Below are 22,439 nucleotides of genomic sequence, written 5' to 3' on the forward strand. Positions count from 1 at the left end.
CATTTCCTTTATATTCCAACCCGCCATATAACTACATCTATATTTATATCCATTTACTGCTGCCATCCATCCGGTTAAAAACGAGTCATAATAAAATGAATTTTAATATGATTATATATTGTCATATTAAATGCTTAAAAGGAATTTAACCTTACATTTACTATCATAATTTATGCAATTCATACAAAAATAGGCTATCTTTTCCATAAAGTATTGCACCATCATAACCAGCATGTTAACTGGCTTCTTAAAAATGTAATATTAAAGATATTGATCTTACAGATTATGATATAATGAATGCTGCAATTCTGGAGAATTTTTGTTGCGAAACAGCAGATTATTTTTTCAATGCATATTATTTATTCTAGTTGCCGGATCAGCCTTTTTCGGAAGCCCCGCAGACGGGATAACTGCATCTACTGAAAGTTTTTTCTCTCATGAAAGGAGTTTACGCGACCTTTCTTTCTTTTCAGCACAATCAGGATGTTCAGCATTCAACAGCAGACAGTCACTTTATGTCCAAGTTAAAAATGGCAAAATTGAATTTCTAGACACCATTTCCAATGAAAATCTCTGCATGACTTTCGCAGGTATGGGACGAAAGGAAATCCACCCCACTAAATTTTACGCAACCAATATCTGCGGAAATAAACTCAACAGAATTTCTAAAGATGTAAATGAATGGTTGATCAACAGACCGAAAGAAGGGTTCGAACACGGTGTTACAATAAGAGAGCGTCCCTGCGGAACATCCCCAGTCCGAGTGGTCTGGAAACTTGGTGGCAGCCTTGTTCCCTGCCAGAAATCGGCTGATGGCGAAATAAATTTCACCAATAAAAAAAGTGAACTGAAAATTACTGGAATATGCGCATGGGATTCCACAGGACGCAAACTGGATGCCCACATTGAATTTGTTCAGCCGGATATGCTGACCTATGTGCTTAACGATACCGGGGCTGTTTATCCTGTAGTAATTGATCCGTTTTTTACACAAGAAGATAAACTTGTTGCTGAAAGTCGGGCTGATGTTGATTTTGGATGGACCGCTGATATTAATGGCGATTATGCGGTGATCGGCGCACCGGATGAAGAAAAAGTCTATGTTTTTAAAAATACTGACGGTAACTGGGCCCAGTCGCAAATCCTAACCGCAACAAACGGTACATCAGGTGACAACTTCGGATTCAGCCTTGATCTTAATGAAAACAGCATCATCGTCGGCGCTCCCGGCAACGCCGCAAATACAGGCTCTGCATATATTTTTTCCCTGAGCGGCGGACTATGGCAGGAGACGCAGCAGCTTTCAGCTTCTGACGGAGAAATTGGAGATCAATTCGGATATTCAACAGCTATGGACGGAGACTGGGCCGTTATCGGCTCTTATGCAGATGATTCCGGAGCAGGTTCTGCCTATATATTCAAAAAAAATTCCGGATCATGGCAGCAGGACTCCAGAATAACCGCATTAGATGCCATGGCCGGGGATAATTTCGGTTGTTCCGTCTCCATCAGAGATGACAACCTTGCTGTAGGAGCTTTCGGGGCGGATGGATCGGCCGGAAGGGTTTACACTTATCACTATGGCTGGTCAGGCTGGTATTACGAAGATAAATTTCAGTCTCCGGACAGTTCAAATTTCGGATTTTTCGGTTCTTCCCTGTCTATGGGAAAAGACTGTCTGGCTGTTGGAGCAATTGGAGATAATGGCGGTGCAGCAATGAGCGGTGCAGCCTATATCTATGTGCGTAATTCAAGCGGATGGAATATGCAGCAGAAACTGACGGATTCTTCCAGCAATGCTTTTGATTCCATGGGCTCATCTGTCGCTTTGAGTGGAAATAAACTTCTTGTCGGAGCAGACAATGCTGAAAATGATACCGGAAAACTGTCAGGTCTGGTTTATCTATTCATTCAGCAGGACAACCACTGGGACTTGTTTGAAAAATACATTCCAGCAGACGCTCAGGATAGTGATGAATTTGGAATTGCCGCAGGTTTTGACGGCCATAGATTCATTATAGGGGCCGACCAGAGTGATTCAAATCTGGGGGCGGCATATGTCTTCAATGCCACTACTCCTTCAGTTTTAAACGTCAGTCCGGGGAACAACAGTACGGACATTGCGATGAACACTATTTTATCGGCAGTATTCAGTCAGACGATGAACAGTTCAGCCGTTTCAACTTCCTTTCTTTTAAATTGTACCTCCGATCACAGCCCGGTTTCAGGCAATATAACTGTAAGCTCTGATAAATTGAGCGCAACATTCACTCCTGAAGCCACCCTGTTCCCCACAACTGAATATCTGGCAACCCTGACTTCCGATATCACCAATCTGATAGGAATAAACCTGCCAGTTGAAACCACATGGAGTTTCACAACCTCGTCAGGTCTTGATCTGGACAACGCAGGTATCCTGTATGTGTTCCCGGAGTCCATGGCTGGTGATGTCTCTGTTAATTCCTGCCTGGTGGTAAAATTTAATAAAGAGATGGACCCATCATCAATTACAAATAACAGTTTTTATCTGGAAGGAGTGAACGGCACTGTTCGCTACGACCAGAACTGCCGCAAGGCCTACTTTATTCCGAATTCAGAACTAGACTTTTCCACAACCTATAAAGCCGTGATTACTACGGCTGTCAAAGATGCCTTTGAAAATCCCCTGTCCTCGGAACAATTGTGGGTATTCACGACCGAAGATGAATCTCCTGATTCAGACGGTGACGGCGTTAATAACAATCAGGATTCCTATCCTGACAACCCTACTAAAGCGACTTTCAATTCTGCGGTCTGCAACCATGTCTACACCTTGATTCTAAATGCCGAAGCAGGAGCAGCCTTCAAAAATATTAAATCAATGTCCCCGTTTGATCCGGGATTGAACCTCACTGATTATCCTATAGACGGTGATTTCTCCACAGGTCTGACTTACTTTGAAATTGGAAATATGACTAAAGGAGCGTCGGCGCAGGTAACTTTAAGCTGTGACTCGGACTTCCCGGATATTCGCAGTGTCTATAAAACAGGAACAAAAGGATTTTATCCATTCACCGCTCATTCTGAATTAGGCAGCGAGTCATGCACTCTGAATCTTATCGATGGCGGCTACGGTGACGAAGATCTTGTTTTAAACGGGCGCATAGTGGACCCGGTAGGCATTTCAGAATCAGCACCTCCGAAGACCGAGAATAATCCGGGAGGGTGTGTTATGAATCCCGGTTCAGATTCAGGGCTGGAATGGTTTCTGCTGTTTTATATACTGCTCATTTTCATTCTTCGCAGGTCAACAATTTTTCACCGCAATTAATATTAAGAAAATGTCATGCTCTAACTATACATCCTCATGATGTAACGCCAAGATCGTAGTATAATCTGGGCATGATTTCAGCACACTTGCAAAAACAGCTTTAAGACAGTTATTATCAGCAGAGTATAAATATAACCTGTCAGGAAATACCGTGAAAAAAACAGTTCTCCTTTTTACTCTCGCATTGATAGTGCTCACAACATGCGCTGCATATGCTCAGACTAAACAGTCTCCGCTCCTGAGCCAGCCTGAATACTCACCGGAACAGGCCCTGGCTCTTTTGCATGAGGGAAACCAGCGTTTTATAAAAAGCAGCAGCGTATATCCAAACCAGACCATGCATCAGCGCAAATTGACCTCTATTCAGGGCGAAAAACCTTTTGCGACAATAATAACAGGTTCAGATTCCAGAATAATACCGGCAATTATCTTCGACAGAGGCATAGGGGACCTTTACGTTGTCCGCAATTTAGGAAACGTGGCAGGAACAGATTCTCTGGCCTCAATTGAATACTCAATACTTAATCTTAAAACACCATTACTGATAGTACTGGGCAATACTGAAAGCTCAATAATCCAAGCAGCCATCAACGGAGAAAAGCTGAAAGGCCATCTGGCCCAGCTTGAGGGAAAGATCATTCCCGCTATAAATATGACCAGAAAAATATATCCCGGAGCAAAGGAAAAAGAACTGGTAAGAAAAGTTGCGGAAACAAATATCAGGCAGGTTATGAGGGATATTCTGGGTCAATGTCCCACTGTTCTGGACAAATTCAGAGCAGGTGAAATCAAAGTGCTTGGTGCTGTTTATGATATTGACAGTGGAGTCGTGAAATGGCTCGGGCCTTAACTTTTATTAAATTTTAATATCCGGGGCATGTAATGATTAATCATTCCATGCCCCGGTTTAATTTAGAATTCTATTTAAGCCCCAGTTCAACTCTTGGGCCGGCACTCTGTGCTTTAACCTGACCGGAATCCTTAAGGAAAATTCTTTCAGCTTTAATTCCTTTCTCATTGATCAGCATGTCACGCACAATTTCAGCCCGCTTCCTTGCTAACCGGGAAAGATCCGAAGGAGTTATCTGAATATGATCCCGAACCGCCTTCTCCATATCAGGCACCGGTAAAGTTTTTACCATGCCTATAATGTTGGTAGGCTTTTCAAAAGGTTCATCTTTATAAACATCTTCAAGATATTCCGGGTATTCTTCCTGTGATATCTTCACCTCATCAACAGATTTGGGAGCACCCTCATCGCCTTCAATATCCAGAAATTTAACCATTGCTATTTTGCGCTTAAAAGTAAGTTCCTTGAGAGCCGGTTTATCCTGCTGGGCCGCACTGAATCCGCTTATCTCAAGGTTCAATCCGGGTCGCTCCGTCATTGCTTTTGCAATTGTCTCTATCTTTTTGAGGGCCGATTCATTCAATTTATCTGTTCCGGGATCGAAAGCCAGAACATTCATATTTTCACCACCGCCAAAAAGACTGCCTATCAGGGCAAAAGGTGATGTTACGGCTTTTATCAGCAAATTAACGATAGCCCTCCCGATAACGGCTCCAAGCCGGAACTGCGGATCGGAAAGGTTGCCTTCAACAGGTATATCAAGCTGAATATTACCATCACTGTCTTTTAACAGAGCCAGACCAAGCCCTATAGGGACATTGGCTGCATCAGGATTAGGGACTTTATCACCTACATCAAATTGAAAAATATCAAGCAGATTTCCCACAGCGATTTCTGAACCGTCCAGAGCTAAATCCACGTTGGCATTCAGCATTCCGGTGCTTACAGGATAAGCTATGTACTTGAGTGTATAAGGTGAAAGCTGAGTCATATCCAGATTGCTGAGATTCAACTTCATACCTGATTTTAAATTCTTTCCTGAAGGCAGCAGCTCTCCTGTAAGAATCAGTGGAGACTGGTCATCAACTGTGGCGTTGAAAACAATTCCGGTCCTGTTTCCATAGGGCAGTCCCAGTTTTGTAATGTCAGCCTTCATCTTGGAAATATCCATATTGAATGAAGGTTTGACGGTCAGATCATTGAAAACAAGTGAACCGTCACGCAACCTGACCTTCTCCAGCATAAAAGAAACTTCCGAAGCCCCTTCTGCTGTAGCATTGGTGACACTGGCATTGGTCTCGACCGGAATTTCAGCCTTTACGGTGGCATCGTTGACCGGAACCACATTAATCTGCTCGGCCTGCTCTTCAATTGCAGTTGCATTGACAGGAGCGGCTCTTTTACCGGTTATCATCCGTGAAAAGTTGATTGTCCCGTCCTGCTCGCGCACAACATTTACGACCGGTTTTACAACGTCAACAAGGCCGACAGTGGAACCGAGAGGCTCAGATTTAAAATCAATATCCCGCACAGCCAGCTCGTCAAGAGTGAAAGCGGCCTTGTCATTGGAACTATCCCTGATAACAAGATCTTTCAGCTGAGCTTTTCCTTTATAGCCAGCCGCAGCTTTGTCTCCGCCCTTAAAATCCCATTGCCCGGCAACATCAAGATGGCCGCGGGCAATATTCATCTGCATTTTTTTTGGAAGATAGCCATTAAAATCACGCAGCCTTATTTTCTTGAGGCTGACGGTTCCCCCGGCAGACAACGGTTTCATTCTGGCATGTCCGTTAACAGCAAACGAACCGCGCTTGTTGACCTGTCCGCTGATGTCGAGAAGCATATCCTTTGCACCGTCAAGACTGAAATCATCTGCGCGCACATTGATATTTTCAAGATCAATAACAGTCTTCTTGGAAGCCGCAGTATCAATCAGCTCAAATTCTGTTTTAGCAACACCAATCTTCTTGACTCCAACTTTCCACGGCTCACTTTCCACTTCGTCAGCAGCGGGCTTAGCCGCAGCTTGTCCGGTTGGAGATTTCTCTGATTTCTGGAGTTCATCTATAAGATTTACAAGATCAATCCCCTTGCTGCTCCGGCCTATGCGTATCAGTCCGCCATCAAGATTAACAGCGTCTATGGAAACTGATTTTTTCAGAACATCTATAGTTCCATTTGAAATGCCGAAAGAATCTACGCCTACAACTGGAGATTCTTTTCCCGGAACTTCAAGCTTTAACTTTTCAAGTCCCACAGAAAGCCCGGATATTTCTGTGGTCGCATTCATTCCATCAGCTTCAGGAGTAAATCTGAATCCGGACTTAACGCTAAGAGAGCCTGAAGTCATAGCAAGAGGTAAAAAGTCTTCGTAATAAGTATGATATTCAGGAACAGTCATATTCGAAACAGCCACAGAGCCGTTCACATCAAGCGGGATGAGTGACAAATTTCCTGAGGTGGAAATATATTCTCCATCCTTTTTTCCTATATCAACGGAAAATCTACCGTACTTTCCTTTGGCGGTAGTTATATTCTGACCGGAGACATTGATAGGACCAACCTTTTTTTCAAATCCCTTTCCGAAAGCGTTGTCCTTTAAATCAACAATGCCACCTATGAGATCGAAGCGATCCACTGTGGCCAGAAAAGGAGTGTCACCTGATTCATCTGAAGTTTTAACTTCATCTTTTTTCTGAGCAGTCTCTTCCGGTAAGGTGGCATTATTTTCAGCCGGCCCTGTTAAGTTGGAAGTTGAATTGGAAGTTGAGTTGGAAGTTGAGTTGGAATCATTTTCAACAGCTACAGTTGAGTTGCTCTTGAAATCAGAGGAGACAGCTTTTTCCGCAGGCATACTCTGTGGCAGGAGATAGTCCAGCAACTCGAGACTTCCATCTTTTTTGAGCCCCATGTTAATATATGGGTTCATAATCATTACAGAATTGATATGAGCTATTTTCTGCATGATTCGCAAGTCATCAAATTTAATCTTAAAATTCTTAAAGGCGATGAGCTTACCTTCATCAGAATGGACAAGACTGAAATTATCAACCTCGGCATCACCTGCAAGGCGTACTTTAGGAGCATCTTCCCCGCCACGGTCAAAAACAAGTGAGAGGGTACTGCTCAATGTTCCATTTGCAATCTGAACTTCTTTTGGAAGAGGAAGGTAATTGCGATAATCTTTCAATTCGGCTTTCTGTATTACAAAATCAAATCTTGTCCGAAGTGAAGAATCAAAGGGCAGGGTTTTACCCTTCATGTTAAACGGAGTTCCGTTTATAACTGCGGAAAGACTGGGCTGAACAAAATCTTTAACATTCCGGTCCAGTGTGGACGTAAAAGGTACGTTTATATTTATGTCTGAAATTAAATGATGTTTGTTTTTAGTCTGGTCAAAAACCTTTATCGTACTGTTGGTCATGGTAAAATTATCCACAACAACAGGGAAGAGTGATCCGGAGTCTTCCTCCTCTTCTGCGGACTTTTCCTGAGCTTCGGGCACAAGGTCAGACACACTGGTCCCACCTTTAAAAACAGACACATCGACACTAAGTTCGTTAAAACTTACATTGGTAATGACAAGAGCAAGTCTGAAAATGGAAAAAGAATCGAGATTCAAACCCAGTTTCTTAAATGAAACCAGATTGCCGTCTCCTTTCTTTTTGGCAACCTTGAAACCTTCAATCTCCAGATTCAAAGTATAGGGATTGAAACTCACATTTTCTATGGCTACATCTCTCTTAAGAACTTTGGGAAGCTGAGCCAGAAGAACTTTCTGGCCGATAAAAGGGATTAAAAAGAAACCGATGAGTGTATACAAAACAAGAAACACTCCGATTCCATAGGCCCACTTGACCGAAGATGTAAGGCTGCTCCATTTTTCCCGATATTCCTTGAACACTTTTTCCTCCAATGCTGATGCGTCAAATCTGTTATCTGCTTATTTACATCATCTTTTAAGGAAATAACAGAGACTACAGTCATTCTTAAGATATTATAAGACGCCTTAATCATGATAAACTGTCTGAATACGGCAGGAGTGACACGAAAGACAGGTTCCGGCGGGAACTGTTGAATATTTGATTCCGTACTGTTAAGTTGCCTTTTCATAAGAATATAAAGATCAAAGATACGGACGGGAAAGGGGAGAATATAAAATGGATTCCATTCTGGAAAATAAAATACCGGCAGGAACTGGAGCGGCTTTGTTTCTTTCTGCCTGTATGTTCTTCCTGCTTGCCTTTCTTCCGCACAGAGCCTTTGCAGATGCCATAGCTCTGAAGAACATGGTTATGGACAATCAGGCCGGAACCATAAGCGCGCGGTTCGGAATAAACCTTACCAGCCGCCAGAAAGTTATCGATGCACTCGAAAACGGGATCAATCTAAAACTGGAATGTGATGCCGTTCTTTATAAGCACAAACGCTTATGGCCTGACAGTAAAGTCGGCAAAGCGCATTATGTTGACCGCCTGTTCTATGACTCCCTTTCCAGTGAATTTGTTCTTGAGCAGCCCGGAGTTCCAAATCCCATCAGAGGAAAAAATTTGGAAAATATCCTGAAACGGGGATGGGACACTATTGTTCTTGATCTCGGTCCATGGAATCTGCTCGAACGCGGAGTACACTACCAGTTGATTCTAAAAGTAAAACTTGATCAGGACGAAGTTCCGGCATGGCTTAAGTACACACTTTTTTTCTGGTCATGGAATGTAGTCCCCACAGCCACGTATCAGCTTGATTTTGTATATTAAAGCGGAAAACCCATGACCGATAAAAACATCAGGATAAGCGTACCGGACACACGGGAAAGAAAGAAAAGACAGCGTGAATACCTCATAGCTGTTATCTGTCTTATCGTTTTCGGGGCTCTGAGCTTTGTGCAGCTCAAATACCTTGGGGTGAACTCTTACCTTTTTTTAGGACTGTTCAACCTTAATTTTATTCTGCTTCTGGTTGTACTCTTTGTTGTCGGCAGAAACGGGGTAAAACTACTTCTTGAAAGAAGACGCAAGGTTCTGGGATCAAAACTCAGAACCAGAATGGTCCTTTCTTTCATGTCACTTTCACTGATACCGACACTACTCATGTTCCTGATGGCAATGCAATTTGTTCAGATATCAGTGGATTACTGGTTTAAAAACCAGATAGAAGAATCAATGGTCCAGTCCCTTGAATTGGGAAGAGCCTTCTACGCCTCCGCTCAGGAAGGCCTTGAGCGCAAAGGCAACAATATTCTGAAAGCTATTGTCGAAAGCCGCTATGCATGGGGCGGCAAAAGTATGAATTTATTCCTTGAGAACAAACTCATGGAATATGATCTGGGGCTGCTGGGAGTCATCAAACCAGACGGAAACCAGCTGAACTGGCATTCCGATGATGCATGGCAGCAGGCCTGGCCGGACATCAAAGCTAAAATAGACTGGAAAGATTTAAAAACTAATCCCCGCTACTGGTCCACGATTCATCCGGTACCCGGAAACGATATGATCATAGGCATCCTGCCTGTTGATGAAGCCAAAACAGGTTTTCTTATTTTAGGTGAGAACATCGGTCAGGGGCTGCTTTACAAGCTTGACCGGGTTGTGCAGGGGCTTGATGAATACAAGCAGTTAAAGACACTTAAATATCCGCTGAAAATGACCCTGTATCTCACTCTTGGAGTTACAACCCTGCTCATTATTCTGGGGTCCATCTGGTTCGGATTCAGACTTTCAAAAGAACTTTCCGCCCCGATTCAGGCCCTTGCGGCCGGGTCACAGCGTATTGCAAGAGGTGACCTCAGTGTCCGGCTGGAGGACAGATCCGACGACGAACTGGGATTCATGGTTCAGTCATTCAACCGTATGGCTGAAGATCTTGAAGAAAGCCAGAAAAGCCTCAAAACCGCAAATGACAGGCTGGCCCAGCAGAATCAGGAACTGGAACGCAGAGGCCGGTATATGGAAGCGGTTATGAACAATATCACCGCAGGGGTAATCTCCCTTGATGAATCGGGACGCATAAGCACTGTGAATAAAGCTGTGGAAGAAATGCTCGGGATTGATGCCCGCTTTGTCCACGGTAAAAATCCGCAGAGCCTGCTTCCTGACGGTGACCTGACCGAACTTATTTCCGATGCCCGCACACACATGGAGACAAGTCCATATTCACAGTGGCAACGGCAGATTTCACTGATGATAGAGGGTCGCCATCATAAATTTCTGGTAAACGTTGTAGCCCTGAAATCAGGAAAAAGAGCCGGCGGCGGTCTTGTTGCCGTTTTTGAAGATATTACCGAGCTTGAAAAAATGCAGCGTGTTGCCGCATGGCGTGAAGTTGCAAGGCGCATAGCCCACGAAATAAAAAATCCGCTGACTCCTATAAAGCTCTCTGCCCAGCGACTGCAAAGAAAATTCGGATCTGATATTGAGGATCAGGTTTTCCGGGAGAGTACTGACCTTATAATCCTGCAGGTGGAACACATGCAGGAAATGGTTCAGGAATTTTCAGCCTACGCCAAGCTCCCGGAAGTACAGCCTAAACCGGACAAACTTCAGCCGCTTCTGGAAGAAGTTGTCAGTCTTTACAGAAACAGCCATAGCAACATCAGCTGGAAACTGGTATTTGAAAATGAAATTCCTGTTTTTGAGTTTGACAGGGAAGCTCTGCGCAGAGTTCTGATCAACCTGCTTACAAACGCCTCCGAAGCTTTCGGTGATCAGGAAAATCCCGAGGTTGTAATTTCAGCCATGCACGATCAGACCCTTGGATGGCTCAGGATGGAGATTAAAGACAATGGTCCGGGCCTTACACCTGATGAGCGTTCAAGAATGTTTGAACCTTATTTTTCGAGCAAAAAAAGCGGCACGGGACTCGGCCTGACAATAGTAAAATCAATTGTTACCGATCACCGAGGCTTTGTTCGTGTCAAACCGGCTGATACCGGAGGAACTGTTTTTGTGGTCGAACTTCCTGTATAGTCATTTGAATTTAAGGTATGAATATCCAAGGGAAGAATGCTACATTGCTGTTTTGCCAGTCAGAATGAATCTCGACAGGACAAATGAAAAAACAGAGGGCCGTTTGAAATGATCGCCTCAAATATTTTTAAATCAGAAGAAAACAAAAGAAACAACATTCTTATTGTTGAAGACGAGGCAATAGTATCCCTTGATATTAAAGGACGGCTCAGCGTTCTCGGGTATACGGTTCTTGATATTGTCAAAACTGGAGAGCTGGCGGTTGAGCGGACTCTTGAACTGGAGCCGGACCTTGTCCTGATGGACATAATGCTTGATGGAGAAATGGACGGAATAGATGCTGCCACTGAAATTCTGAAAAAAGCAGATATTCCGATTATATATCTTACCGCATACGCTGATGAAAAGACCCTTGAACGGGCAAAGGTCACCGAACCATTCGGATATATAATAAAACCGTTTGAAGACCGGGAGCTGAACCTTGCCATTGAAATGGCACTTTACAAACATCACGCGGAATCAACTCTAAATGAAAACCGCCGCTGGCTTAAAACAGCCTTTAACAGTATCGGTGACACCATCATAACACTCGGCAAAGATGGAAGAATCCGCTCGGTGAACAAAGCGGCTGAACAGCTTTTCCAATTTGAGATAACCGATCTTTGTGGTGAAGAATTTTCTTCTTCCATCAAATTTGCAGATAATGAAGGCAACCCGGTTGATGTCCTACAACTTTTTGAACAGCAGGGAACCGAAAGTACTATTTTCAACAGACTGCAACTTGTTTCAATAAAAGGCGACAATATTCCGGTATCCTTGAACATCGCCTCGATCAACGATAAGAATAAGAAAAAAGGTACTGTAATAGTCCTGCATGATATGTCAGCCATTATTCAGGGAGAGGCCGCTTTGCAGAAAAGCCTCGACCAGCTGCGTCTGGCTTTTGATGAGACGGTGACCTCGCTATCACTGATGTCTGAGAAAAGGGACCCCTATACCTCCGGCCATCAGCAGCGGGTTGCAAAAATAGCCTGTGCCATAGCAAAACGGATGAATCTGCCGGAAAAGACCATTCAGGGGATAAGCGTTGCCGGGGTTCTGCATGATGTTGGAAAAATTTATATTCCTGCGGAAATACTTTCCAAACCGACACGCCTGACCGGCATAGAACTGTCTCTGGTTAAAACCCACCCTGAGGTCGGGTATGATATTTTAAAAGGCATACCCTTTCCATGGCCGGTTGCCGACATTGTCCTCCAGCATCATGAAAGACTTGATGGAAGCGGATATCCCAAGGGACTTTCAGCAGCAGAAATTCTGCCTGAAGCCAGAATAATTTCAGTTGCGGATGTGGTGGAGGCTATGAGTTCCCACCGCCCGTACAGGGCCGCACTCGGGCTGGATAAAGCTCTCGGTGAGATCATAAGAGGACGCGGAACTATTTATGATGCAGAAATTGTTGATGTCTGCATAAAACTATTTGAAGAAGACGGGTTCACAATTGAGTAACAGCAGTAAAAAAAGATCCGGCAAAATTCTGATTGTCGATGATGAAGACGGCATCAGATATTCTCTCAAAGGTATTCTTGAAGACGAAGAATTTTATGTTACGGAAGCTGAAACCGGGGAGAAAGCTATTGAAAGTCTGGAGGAAGACCAGCCGGACCTTGTTTTTCTCGATATCTGGCTGCCGGGAATGGATGGCCTGAACGTTCTTGAATATATAAAGAAAGAATGGGAATGGCTCCCTGTTGTCATGATCTCAGGACACGGCAATATTGAAACCGCTGTTTCAGCCATAAAAAAAGGTGCTTTTGATTTTATTGAAAAACCGCTTTCTCTGGAAAAAGTTGTCATTACCGCCAACAAAGCTCTCGAATTTTCACGCCTGCAAACTGAAAACGAAGCCCTGAAAACCAGAATAGAGACTGAGCAGCCCGCAAGACTGACTGGTGTATCGGAATCTATTTCATCAATGCGGGAAACAATTAAACAGGTTGCGCCGACCGACGCATGGGTTCTGATTACCGGTGAAAATGGAACGGGAAAAGAAATTGTCGCCCGCTCCATCCATGCTTTCAGCAAGCGTAATGATAAACCGCTTGTTGCAGTCAACTGTGCGGCCATACCTGAAGAACTGATCGAATCGGAACTGTTCGGCCACGAAAAAGGCTCCTTCACCGGTGCGGAAAAAGCACAGATCGGTAAATTTGAACTTGCCGACAGGGGTACTCTGTTTCTTGATGAAATAGGTGATATGAGCCTGAAAACACAGGCTAAAATACTTAGAATACTTCAGGAGCAGCGCTTTGAAAGGGTCGGCGGAAGAAAAACCGTCAACGTTGATGTCCGGGTTATTGCCGCGACCAATAAAAACCTTTTGCAGGAAATAAGTGAAGGCTCTTTCCGTGAAGACCTGTATTACAGACTCAAGGTCTTTCCGCTGGAAGTTCCGCCGCTGCGTGAACGTGCCGGTGATATTCCTTTACTGATCAATGAATTTATTGAACGCCTTGTACGCCGTCATGGATTCAAACAGCTTGAATTCTCGCCTGAAACCATAAAAATAATGCAGAATTATCAATGGCCGGGAAATGTACGCGAGCTAAAAAATTTCGTGGAAAGAATGCTCATTATGTACGGGGGGAAGGTCGTCGGACCGGACAAACTTCCGCCTGAAATATTACAGACTCCAGCAGTTGCGGAAGATAAGGACGACAGCTCTTCAACACTATTTCTGCCGGAGGGAGAGATAGATTTCAAACAGGCCAGAACAGAATTTGAGGCACGTTTTCTTGAAGCAAAATTAAAAGAATTTGATGGAAGCGTCTCAAAACTGGCAGAAGCAGTCGGTCTGGAAAGGAGTTCCCTTTACCGTAAGCTAAAAACCTACGGTATTCAGATAGATTAGTCTGAATTTATTTTATTTAAATTCATTAGTGAAGATTCTGCTCAGCAGAGTGAGCTTCTTTCTATCTTTCCGCTTGAAGTTTTCGGCAGCTCATCCTTGAATTCTATGCTTTTAACAATAACAACAGGGCCAAGTTCACGCTGGATATGCTCTTTGAGCGCACGGCTTAGATCATCGGAAGGGCTCACTCCATGATTGAGCGTTACAAACGCCTTGGCGACCTGCCCTTTAATTTTATCCGGCACGCCTATAACCACAGCTTCGGCAACATCAGGATGTCCTGTAAGGGCGCTTTCAAGTTCAGCAGTTCCTATCCGGTGGCCTGAAATGTTCAAGACATCATCGGCACGCCCCTGAATCCAGAAATATCCATCCTCATCCTTACGGGCGACATCACCGGCGTAAAACATACCCGGAATACGTCCCCAATAGTGTTTTCTGATCAGCTCATTATCCTTGTAAACTGAGGACATCATTCCCGGCCACGGTCTGCGAATAACAAGCAGGCCACCCTTTCCGGCCGGAACAGGTTCTCCGCAGCTGTCCACAACATCCGCTTCTATACCCGGCAGCGGTTTGGTCACAGAGCCGGGCTTTAAAACCGAAACAGGTGTAGGACTTATCATGATCATACCGGCTTCAGTCTGCCACCAGGTATCAAGAACCGGACACTGTCCACGACCTATATTTTTATGCAGCCATATCCAGGCCTCAGGGTTAAAAGGCTCTCCTACAGCTCCAAGTATGCGCAGAGAAGAAAGGTCGTGCTGGTTCGGATACTTGGGACCGAAACGCATCAATGTTCTTATCTGCGTCGGAGAAGTATAAAAAATAGTGACACCATATTTTGAAATAATGTGCCATAGCCGGTCAGCCTGAGGATACAGGGCATGGCCTTCATACATTACCGTTGTTGTTCCCGCCAGCAACGGCCCGTAAACCATGTAGCTATGCCCGGTTATCCATCCCGGATCAGCTGAGCACCAGAAGATGTCGGTCGGCTTGAGATCAAAAACCATATTGAAGGTTCTATGAACCCCGACCATATAACCGCCGTGATTATGGACAATACCTTTGGACTTACCGGTTGTACCGGAAGTATAAAGCAGAAACAGAGGATCGTTGGCATCCATAATTTCAGCCGCGGCCTGTGTTTTTTCATGGCGTACCAGATCGGCGTACCAGTAATCACGGGATGAATCCATGACCACTTCAACATTTGCCCTGTGTACAACCACCACGGATTCAAGACTGTCAGCAGGATTATCTATCAGGGCTCTGTCGACTTCCTCTTTCAAACGAACGACCTGACCGTTGCGGTAAAAACCGTCTGCGGTAATCACAACTTTCGGCTGAATTTCTTTTATCCGTTCGCGCAACAGTCGGGCCGAGAAACCGGAAAAAACAAGTGAATGTACCGCACCGATTCTGGCACAGGCCAGCATAGAAACCACTGTCTCCGGGAGCTGGGGCATATAAAGGACAACATGGTCCCCTTTACCGACCCCAAGAGAACGCAGAGCATTGGAAAAGCGGTTAACCGCCCGGTAAAGATCATAGTATGTAAACTGCTTCTGATCTCCGGGTTCACCTTCCCATATCAGTGCCAGCCTGTTCTTGTTTACAGTTTCAATGTGCCTGTCCAAAGCATTGTAGACAATGTTGCATCTGGCCCCTGTGTACCAGCGGTAAAACGGAGCATCGGTCTCATCAAGCACCTTGTCCCATTTCTTGAACCAGCCCAGTTCATCAGCGGCCTCCTCCCAGTATCCTTCAGGATTTGAAGCGGCGAACTCTTTTGCTGCATTCAGGTCATGAGGGTTGATACCGGCTTCAATGATCATCTGCGGCAAAGGTCTGAAAACCCTTTCCTCATGCAGAAGATTATCAAGAGTATCAGGATGCTCCATGCCGGCCTCCAATTAAATTTATCCTGTTGAATCCAGTTACCGGGTCGACAACTCCACAACGTCCAGCACTAAAAAAATTCGAAAATTCACGCATTTCAATTTCGGCAAACGGCAAAACTGTTTCGATAAACGGCATATCTACATCCCCAGAATCTGTTTCAGTTTAGCTATACGTCTTCTGCCGATAGGCAGTTCAATGCGTGTACGCCCGGCTGTACGCAACATAAAATTACTTCCCGGAAGCGAAGCAATCTCAGTGACCATTTCAAGATTGACCAGATATTTTCTGTGAACACGAAAAAAACGGAACGGGGTTAATCTCTCTTCAAGATTTTTAAGCCTGTGCGAGGTTATAAACTTCTGGTTGGCAGTGTGAACATAAGAATAATCTTCGTATGCTTCCACAAAGATAATCTGGGTATAAGGAATCAGAATCATTTTACCATCCTGATTCACTGGAAGCTTTTCGATTTCCGGCTGCCTCGTTCTTGAAAAATCCCAGGCACTTTTTAAAGCTGATAAAAAACGGTCCTGTTCATCTTCTTCCAGAGAAAGCTGTAGGGTTTCCTCACCTGTTTCCACCCCGGAGCCGGAATCTTTCCAGTCCTCAGGCTCAGGAACTTCACGATAATGGCTCTTGAAATGTGATATGCGTTGTGCTGTTTTAAGCAGCCTTTTTCTATCCACAGGCCAGATAAGATAATCAACAGCTCCCAGCTCAAAGGCTTGATAAGCCAGACTTTCATCTTCAGCCAGAAAAACAAGACCCGGCTTGTTGCGCATGCCGCCGAGAGTTTTGGCAAGCTCTGTTCCGCTCATTTTGCCCGGAAAATCCAAGCCCAGAAAAATGATTCCGTAGCCGACAGCCTTATGCAGATCAAGCCCTTCTTCCGCACTGACGGCTTCCCCCAGCACACGCACTTCATCAAGCCGCTCCAGTTGCCTGCGCAGTTCTGTGCGGACCTCCGCGTCCGGGTGAAGAATCAGTGTTTTCAGACTTGGCATAAAATATCACTTATTGATGGGATAAATAATTAACCCTATTACCGGCATGAAGCAAGATCAGCTTTTGTATTTATTAATTATGTTCACATAGTACGAGAAATTTCTTCAATCATCAGTTCCGGTTCGACAAGCGGTTTATGAAAAAGTCGGGATGAAACACAGCCCAGAGACAAAAGTTCGTCAGGAATATTGAATTCAAGCGACCCTGTGTACATGATAAACTTTACCTCAGGCCATTTTTCATGTGCCTTGCCGATAAAAGCTGTACCATTCATACCGGGCAGTCTGAGATCAACGATAACGAGATCAACCGAACATTCCTTGAGTTTTTCCAGAGCTTCTTCACCGCTTCCGGCTTCAACCATGGAAAAACCCTCATCCTCAAAAAAATAAACAAGCCCCTCCCGGACTTGAACATCATCATCCAGCACCATTATACTATGCATACTCTCACCTAACCGGCAGGCAGACTTATTGTGAACCTTGTCCATTCACCTTTCACAGATTCAACCTGCATTCTCCCTTTATGCTGATCCGTTATTATAAAATAAGAAACTGACAAACCAAGACCTGTCCCGGACCCCACAGGCTTACTGGTATAAAACGGTTCAAAAACCCTTTTCTGCTCCTCGTCGCCAAGTCCCGGTCCGTTATCTTCTATCTTTACCAGAACCATATCCGAATCGATCTCGGTTCGTAAAATAATACAGGGTTCTTCCTTAATGTAATGCTTTTCGGCAGTTGCCTCGGCGGCATTTTTAATCAGGTTTAAAAAGACCTGCCTTATCTCTGTGCCATCGCAATAAACAGCAGGAACCCCGCTGGCATACTCTTTTACAATTTTTATTTTCTTAAAATCATACCTGCGTTCAAGATCATAATCACTGGAAGCAAGCTCAAGAGTCTCTTCCAGCAGCTGCTCAATGTTGTAATATTCAAAAAGGCGTTCTGATATACGGCTGAAACTAAGCATATTGCGAACAATCGTGGCCGCCCGTCCAGCTGAATCAGCTATCCCGTCCAGAAGATTCGGGATATCCCTTTTATCAAGATATCTCCGCATATCCTCGAGAGATACGCCTATCTCTGATGCTGCAACATCATTAAGCCTTAAATCTGAGTAGAGACGCCGTCTGAGGTTATGCAGATTACCGAGAATACCCGCAAGAGGATTATTTATTTCATGGGCCATTCCAGCTGCCAGCCCGCCGAGAGACATCATTTTTTCGGTCTGGACCATCATCTGCTCAAGCCGGACTCTCTGAGTAACATCATCTATGCGGATAACAGCCCCTCTGCCGTTATCACAATCAATGGGAAAAACGGTTATCTCACGATATCTGGATTCATCCTTTAAATTCAGGACCCTTGGAGGATCAACAAGGGTCGTCCCTTTCTCAATGGAAGCCATTATCCTTGCATAATCATCGGCAATACCGGGAAAAGCTTCCACAAGATTCATGCGGCAGGCTTCTTTGGAAGAAATCCCCGTCATTTCTTCAGCTTTAAAATTCCACTGGTTTACAACTCCGTTGCTGTCTACACCCACAAGGATGGAAGGCATGGAATTTATAATATTTTCAAGATAGTTACGCAGGCGGCGCAACTCCTCTTCGGCTTTTTTACGCTCGGTTATGTCAGTATGCGCTCCGGCAATACGATAGGGTTTCCCCTGCTCATCCCTCAAACAGCTTCCACGCCCCATTACCCATTTCCAACTGCCGTCTTTCGCCTTCATTCTGTATTCAACCATGATTCTGTCAGTCTTGTGGGTAAAAAATAAATCATTCACCCTGATCACACGATCATAATCATCCGGGTGAATTCTGCTTTTCCATTCCTCTATATTATTTGGAATTTCCTCATCACTGAATCCTAATATTTCCTTCCAGCGGCTGGAAAAAAATACTTCACCGGATTTTCTGTCCCAATCCCAGATTCCGTCATTGGTCCCCATGGTAACAAGGTCATACATATCCTTACTGCGCCTTAAGGCCTGCTCTATCCTTTTTCTGGCTATGGCCGAACGCCACAGGACCAGAATAACCAGCCCCATAAAAATAAAAAGTCCTACGGCAAACCAGACTTTAGCCTTGTGCTGGGAATAAAATGTCTTTTTCTGATTAACAATTATGCTGTTTAGGGGAAGCCCGGCCGGATTGAAGCCAATCTTATTCAGCTGTTTGAAATCAAACATATATTTATTGGGACTTTCATAATTTATCGGAATATCCGAAGCTTTTTCACCGCCAAGAATTCGGGCCGCCATTTCACCGGCAATTTTTCCCTGATCCGCACCGCTTACAAGCTCCCCGCCGACAATCCCGTGTCCCAGCAGAAAATCCCAGAAACTGAAAACAGGCAGTTCACTTTCAGAGCTTACAATTTCAATTGTCTTTTCAAGCGGCAGCAGAATCCCTTTATCCCCTTTTAAAAAGGACAATATCAGCACAACCGAATCATGTGGAAGACTTGAAATATCATCCACAACCTGCTCAACATTCATACCGGTTTTTAATTCCAAACGTGCTCTACCCGTAAAAACATCCTGCTTCTCTAAAAAGATGCGGCTGTTGTGCCTTGCCGTAGGCATATCCGAAGCATAAGCAACGACCCTGTTTGCATAAGGATAAAGTCTTAAAGCCGCTTCTATAGTTGACCTTATGCTTATGGCTTCAACTACACCGGTTATATCCTTTTCCCCGTGCAGCATTTCCTTCTTGAAAGCATTGATGCCTAGAAAAACAACCGGAATGCCCGGAAAAAGTTTTGCCCTTCTGGCAATAAGAAATTCCAGGGCGTTGTTATCTGAAACTATGATTACATCGGGTTTGTTTTCCGAATATTTGGTCGCATATAATTCTTCCAGTAGATTTAGATACTCCGGGCTGTTCTTATACTTGGTATCCATGAATTCATCATGGATGATTACCGGAAAATCCAGCTTATCCATCTCTGACTTTATACTTTTATTAATACTGGCGCTCCACTTGAGAGACGAGTGGTATGAATTGATCAGCAATATTTCATACTGCTTTTTAGCGGCCGAAGCCGACTCAGGGAGCAATATGGATGAAATTAATATTGCTACAACCAGAGATATTAGCCCGGTAAAATATATTTTATTCTTGAAAATAAAACTTTCTTTTTTGATTGAACCCATTCTTTCCCCAAATAGATATAGGTGAATCCATTTCAAACCGGTTTAAATTCATCTGTTATATACAGATATAATACGCAGCAACACAATTGATAAAGATTTTTATTTATCTTTTAGTTTTTTTCCTAGCACCCGTTGACATTAAAAGGAATTATTACTATTAACTGATTTCAAGAGAGGTTAATTATGAAAATAGGACAGAGAAGATCAAAACAGCGTGAGCTTATTCTTGAAGAGCTCAGAGGAGTGACCTCCCACCCTACAGCGGACGAGCTGTATGAGATGGTCAGAAAACGTATGCCTAACATCAGCCTTGGAACTGTTTACCGCAATCTGGAGCTTCTTGCATCGCATGGAGTTATCCTTAAAATCGAGACAGGCGGTAAGAACAGATTCGATGGAAATTCTAAAATACACCCGCATTTGAGGTGTACAAATTGTGGAAAAGTCGAGGATCTGGATATTGAAGTTAAAACTGAACCGGTCGACGAAGAAAAATCCAGAGGTTTCTCAATAACCGGATGCAACATCGAATATCTCGGACTTTGCCCGGACTGCATCAACCTTATGCAGGACAAGCAGACGGTTCATTAAGTCACTCGCAAGCTATAGGCGATTATATAGTTAGAAAATCATTCTCCAGGTGCTGACATCATTCTCCAGTCCTGTTATTCTTATTGTATCTTCAGATTGATTATCAATTCAAAATCACTAGAATCGGAGGAATTACAACTATGCCTAGTCTTAAAGGCTCTCAGACAGAAAAAAATCTTTTAATCGCCTTTGCCGGGGAATCCCAGGCCAGAAATCGCTATACCTACTTTGCTTCACAGGCAAAAAAAGAAGGCTTTGTACAGATATCTGACGTTTTCACCGAAACAGCCAATCAGGAAAAAGAGCATGCCAAAAGACTCTTTAAATTTCTGGAAGGCGGGGACTTGGAAATTCAGGCCTCTTATCCTGCAGGTGTAATCGGAAACACCCTTGAAAACCTCAAGGAAGCCGCAGGCGGAGAAAATTACGAACATTCCGAAATGTATCCCGGATTTGCAAAAATTGCTGAAGAAGAAGGTTTCCATCTTATTGCTTCAGTATTTTCACACATTGCAATTGCGGAAGAATTTCACGAAAAAAGATATCTTGGCCTTGCTAAAAACATAGAAAACGATACCGTGTTTAAGAAGGAAGAAAAAGTGAAATGGCAGTGCGCAAACTGTGGTTACATTCACTACGGAGATAAAGCTCCTGAGAAGTGTCCCGCATGCGACCATCCTAAAGCCCATTTCAAACTTGCTTGCGAAAACTGGTAATTTTTTTTTAATGAATTCAAAAGGAGGAATAGTAAAATGGCTACAGAACTCTATCAGATTTACAAATGTGAAGTTTGCGGAAATATTGTAATGGTTCTTCATGAAGGCGAAGGAGACCTCGTCTGTTGTGGTAAAGACATGGTTCTTATGACTGAAAACACTGTTGATGCTGCTAAAGAAAAGCATGTTCCCGTTATCGAAAAAATCGAGGGCGGCTACAAAGTCAAAGTTGGCGATGTTGCTCATCCTATGGAAGAAAAGCATTACATTGAATGGATTGAACTCTCTTCCGGCAGCAACGGATACTTCAAGAAACTTTCTCCCGGTGATGCTCCTGAAGCTGAATTCTGCGGATGCAAATTCGGCTCTGAACCTGTAGTTGCACGTGCATACTGCAACCTGCATGGTCTTTGGAAAGCATAATTTATAATCTATAGTCCCAAAATTACCCTAAAGAAGGCTAAGGCAAAATATAATGAGCACGCCAGAAGAAATGTATCGCTGTCAGGTAGGTAACTGCGGTTATGTTTATGACCCGGACCGAGGTGACAGGAAAGGCAAAATTCCAAAAGGAACCGCATTCAAGGATCTTCCAGAAGACTGGAAATGTCCTATCTGCGGAGCCTCTAAGAAATCGTTCAAGCCATTAGCCTGACTTTTTTACTAATTAAAAATGCAAGAGGTTAAAAAAATGAAGAAATACGTTTGTACCGTCTGCGGATGGGTTTACGATCCCGCTGAAGGTGATCCTGATGGAGATATCGCTCCAGGCACTGCTTTCGAAGATATTCCTGATGATTGGGTTTGCCCCGTATGCGGCGCATCCAAAGATGACTTCGAAGTAGAAGAATAATTAAATCCGGAATTATGAAGATGTGCCGCTTGAGCATGCGGAAATTAAGCTGTTTTAAACAGGCTCAGAATATCCGTAGGATACAATCAATTCTAATTCTCAATATATAAGCGGCTTCAAATCGTTTTGACTAAGCCGGGGAGGGTCCCCCCTCTCCGGCTTTTA

Annotated in this window: 17 protein-coding genes; 11 read left to right on the forward strand and 6 right to left on the reverse strand. The window is 44.0% G+C overall.

The annotated features are described in order from the left end of the window. Nucleotides 1–322: 322 nt before the first annotated feature. Nucleotides 323–3,310 carry an Ig-like domain-containing protein gene (locus G496_RS0109050; protein WP_027179006.1) on the forward strand — a complete coding sequence of 996 codons (2,988 nt, stop codon included), beginning with the start codon at nucleotides 323–325 and terminating at the stop codon, nucleotides 3,308–3,310. A 151-nt stretch (nucleotides 3,311–3,461) separates the two neighbouring features. After that, nucleotides 3,462–4,160, forward strand: coding sequence for a carbonic anhydrase (locus G496_RS0109055; protein ID WP_027179007.1), 699 nt, complete (start codon nucleotides 3,462–3,464; stop codon nucleotides 4,158–4,160). 70 nt (nucleotides 4,161–4,230) lie between these two features. Here G496_RS0109055 and G496_RS0109060 read toward each other — a convergent pair whose 3' ends face one another. Beyond that, nucleotides 4,231–8,064: a DUF748 domain-containing protein gene (locus G496_RS0109060; protein WP_027179008.1), complete on the reverse strand. Its 3,834-nt coding sequence runs from the start codon at nucleotides 8,062–8,064 to the stop codon at nucleotides 4,231–4,233. 256 nt (nucleotides 8,065–8,320) lie between these two features. On the opposite strand from G496_RS0109060, the gene G496_RS19270 reads away from it, so the two are divergent. The 4 genes from G496_RS19270 to G496_RS0109080 all read left to right on the forward strand — a co-directional run bounded on the left by G496_RS19270 (nucleotide 8,321) and on the right by G496_RS0109080 (nucleotide 14,036). Further along, nucleotides 8,321–8,917, forward strand: coding sequence for a DUF4390 domain-containing protein (locus G496_RS19270; RefSeq protein ID WP_051294942.1), 597 nt, complete (start codon nucleotides 8,321–8,323; stop codon nucleotides 8,915–8,917). 12 nt (nucleotides 8,918–8,929) lie between these two features. Further along, nucleotides 8,930–11,125 carry a sensor histidine kinase gene (locus tag G496_RS0109070; RefSeq protein WP_027179009.1) on the forward strand — a complete coding sequence of 732 codons (2,196 nt, stop codon included), beginning with the start codon at nucleotides 8,930–8,932 and terminating at the stop codon, nucleotides 11,123–11,125. A 108-nt stretch (nucleotides 11,126–11,233) separates the two neighbouring features. Beyond that, on the forward strand, nucleotides 11,234–12,634 hold the full coding sequence (locus G496_RS0109075) for an HD domain-containing phosphohydrolase (protein WP_051294943.1): 1,401 nt from the start codon (nucleotides 11,234–11,236) through the stop codon (nucleotides 12,632–12,634). After that, nucleotides 12,627–14,036, forward strand: coding sequence for a sigma-54-dependent transcriptional regulator (locus G496_RS0109080; RefSeq protein ID WP_027179011.1), 1,410 nt, complete (start codon nucleotides 12,627–12,629; stop codon nucleotides 14,034–14,036). The genes G496_RS0109075 and G496_RS0109080 overlap by 8 nt, the downstream gene beginning before the upstream one ends. A gap of 41 nt (nucleotides 14,037–14,077) precedes the next feature. On the opposite strand, the gene acs is transcribed toward G496_RS0109080, so the two are convergent. The 5 genes from acs to G496_RS19280 all read right to left on the reverse strand — a co-directional run bounded on the left by acs (nucleotide 14,078) and on the right by G496_RS19280 (nucleotide 20,114). Next, nucleotides 14,078–15,946: an acetate--CoA ligase gene (gene acs, locus G496_RS19275; protein WP_034632893.1), complete on the reverse strand. Its 1,869-nt coding sequence runs from the start codon at nucleotides 15,944–15,946 to the stop codon at nucleotides 14,078–14,080. Next, nucleotides 15,933–16,082, reverse strand: coding sequence for a hypothetical protein (locus G496_RS21115; RefSeq protein ID WP_156900624.1), 150 nt, complete (start codon nucleotides 16,080–16,082; stop codon nucleotides 15,933–15,935). Before G496_RS21115 ends, acs begins: the two co-directional genes overlap by 14 nt. 2 nt (nucleotides 16,083–16,084) lie before the next feature. Further along, entirely contained in the window at nucleotides 16,085–16,951 is an 867-nt protein-coding gene (locus G496_RS0109095) for a LytR/AlgR family response regulator transcription factor (protein WP_027179012.1), read from the reverse strand. A gap of 83 nt (nucleotides 16,952–17,034) precedes the next feature. Further along, the gene (locus G496_RS0109100) at nucleotides 17,035–17,397 is read right to left on the reverse strand and encodes a response regulator (protein ID WP_027179013.1); all 363 of its coding nucleotides are present in this window, start codon (nucleotides 17,395–17,397) and stop codon (nucleotides 17,035–17,037) included. A gap of 8 nt (nucleotides 17,398–17,405) precedes the next feature. Next, complete coding sequence (locus G496_RS19280) at nucleotides 17,406–20,114, reverse strand: ABC transporter substrate binding protein (RefSeq protein ID WP_051294944.1); 2,709 nt, start codon at nucleotides 20,112–20,114, stop codon at nucleotides 17,406–17,408. Between the two features lie 183 nt (nucleotides 20,115–20,297). On the opposite strand from G496_RS19280, the gene G496_RS19285 reads away from it, so the two are divergent. The 5 genes from G496_RS19285 to rd all read left to right on the forward strand — a co-directional run bounded on the left by G496_RS19285 (nucleotide 20,298) and on the right by rd (nucleotide 22,274). Beyond that, nucleotides 20,298–20,705, forward strand: a complete 408-nt coding sequence (locus tag G496_RS19285) for a Fur family transcriptional regulator (protein WP_034632896.1) — start codon at nucleotides 20,298–20,300, stop codon at nucleotides 20,703–20,705. A gap of 140 nt (nucleotides 20,706–20,845) precedes the next feature. Further along, on the forward strand, nucleotides 20,846–21,421 hold the full coding sequence (rbr, locus tag G496_RS0109115) for a rubrerythrin (protein ID WP_027179014.1): 576 nt from the start codon (nucleotides 20,846–20,848) through the stop codon (nucleotides 21,419–21,421). Nucleotides 21,422–21,457: 36 nt separating this feature from the next. After that, the gene (locus G496_RS0109120) at nucleotides 21,458–21,844 is read left to right on the forward strand and encodes a desulfoferrodoxin (protein ID WP_027179015.1); all 387 of its coding nucleotides are present in this window, start codon (nucleotides 21,458–21,460) and stop codon (nucleotides 21,842–21,844) included. Nucleotides 21,845–21,896: 52 nt separating this feature from the next. Next, a complete protein-coding gene (locus G496_RS0109125; RefSeq protein ID WP_027179016.1) occupies nucleotides 21,897–22,076 on the forward strand; it encodes a rubredoxin in 180 nt (59 codons plus the stop codon). 36 nt (nucleotides 22,077–22,112) lie between these two features. Beyond that, nucleotides 22,113–22,274: a rubredoxin gene (gene rd, locus G496_RS20880; protein WP_084407528.1), complete on the forward strand. Its 162-nt coding sequence runs from the start codon at nucleotides 22,113–22,115 to the stop codon at nucleotides 22,272–22,274. The last annotated feature ends 165 nt before the right edge of the window (nucleotides 22,275–22,439 follow it).

Source organism: Maridesulfovibrio bastinii DSM 16055 (assembly GCF_000429985.1).
GTDB classification, from domain to species: domain Bacteria; phylum Desulfobacterota; class Desulfovibrionia; order Desulfovibrionales; family Desulfovibrionaceae; genus Maridesulfovibrio; species Maridesulfovibrio bastinii.

What these genes read in the sequence shown, in the direction of transcription:
- G496_RS19270 (WP_051294942.1), top strand. Translation starts at nt 8,321, where the DNA reads ATGGATTCCATTCTGGAAAATAAAATACCGGCAGGAACTGGAGCGGCT.
- G496_RS19280 (WP_051294944.1), bottom strand. Translation starts at nt 20,114, where the DNA reads ATGGGTTCAATCAAAAAAGAAAGTTTTATTTTCAAGAATAAAATATAT.
- G496_RS0109095 (WP_027179012.1), bottom strand. Translation starts at nt 16,951, where the DNA reads ATGCCAAGTCTGAAAACACTGATTCTTCACCCGGACGCGGAGGTCCGC.
- G496_RS0109070 (WP_027179009.1), top strand. Translation starts at nt 8,930, where the DNA reads ATGACCGATAAAAACATCAGGATAAGCGTACCGGACACACGGGAAAGA.
- G496_RS0109125 (WP_027179016.1), top strand. Translation starts at nt 21,897, where the DNA reads ATGAGCACGCCAGAAGAAATGTATCGCTGTCAGGTAGGTAACTGCGGT.
- G496_RS19285 (WP_034632896.1), top strand. Translation starts at nt 20,298, where the DNA reads ATGAAAATAGGACAGAGAAGATCAAAACAGCGTGAGCTTATTCTTGAA.
- G496_RS21115 (WP_156900624.1), bottom strand. Translation starts at nt 16,082, where the DNA reads ATGCCGTTTATCGAAACAGTTTTGCCGTTTGCCGAAATTGAAATGCGT.
- rd (WP_084407528.1), top strand. Translation starts at nt 22,113, where the DNA reads ATGAAGAAATACGTTTGTACCGTCTGCGGATGGGTTTACGATCCCGCT.
- G496_RS0109075 (WP_051294943.1), top strand. Translation starts at nt 11,234, where the DNA reads ATGATCGCCTCAAATATTTTTAAATCAGAAGAAAACAAAAGAAACAAC.
- G496_RS0109120 (WP_027179015.1), top strand. Translation starts at nt 21,458, where the DNA reads ATGGCTACAGAACTCTATCAGATTTACAAATGTGAAGTTTGCGGAAAT.
- rbr (WP_027179014.1), top strand. Translation starts at nt 20,846, where the DNA reads ATGCCTAGTCTTAAAGGCTCTCAGACAGAAAAAAATCTTTTAATCGCC.
- acs (WP_034632893.1), bottom strand. Translation starts at nt 15,946, where the DNA reads ATGGAGCATCCTGATACTCTTGATAATCTTCTGCATGAGGAAAGGGTT.
- G496_RS0109100 (WP_027179013.1), bottom strand. Translation starts at nt 17,397, where the DNA reads ATGCATAGTATAATGGTGCTGGATGATGATGTTCAAGTCCGGGAGGGG.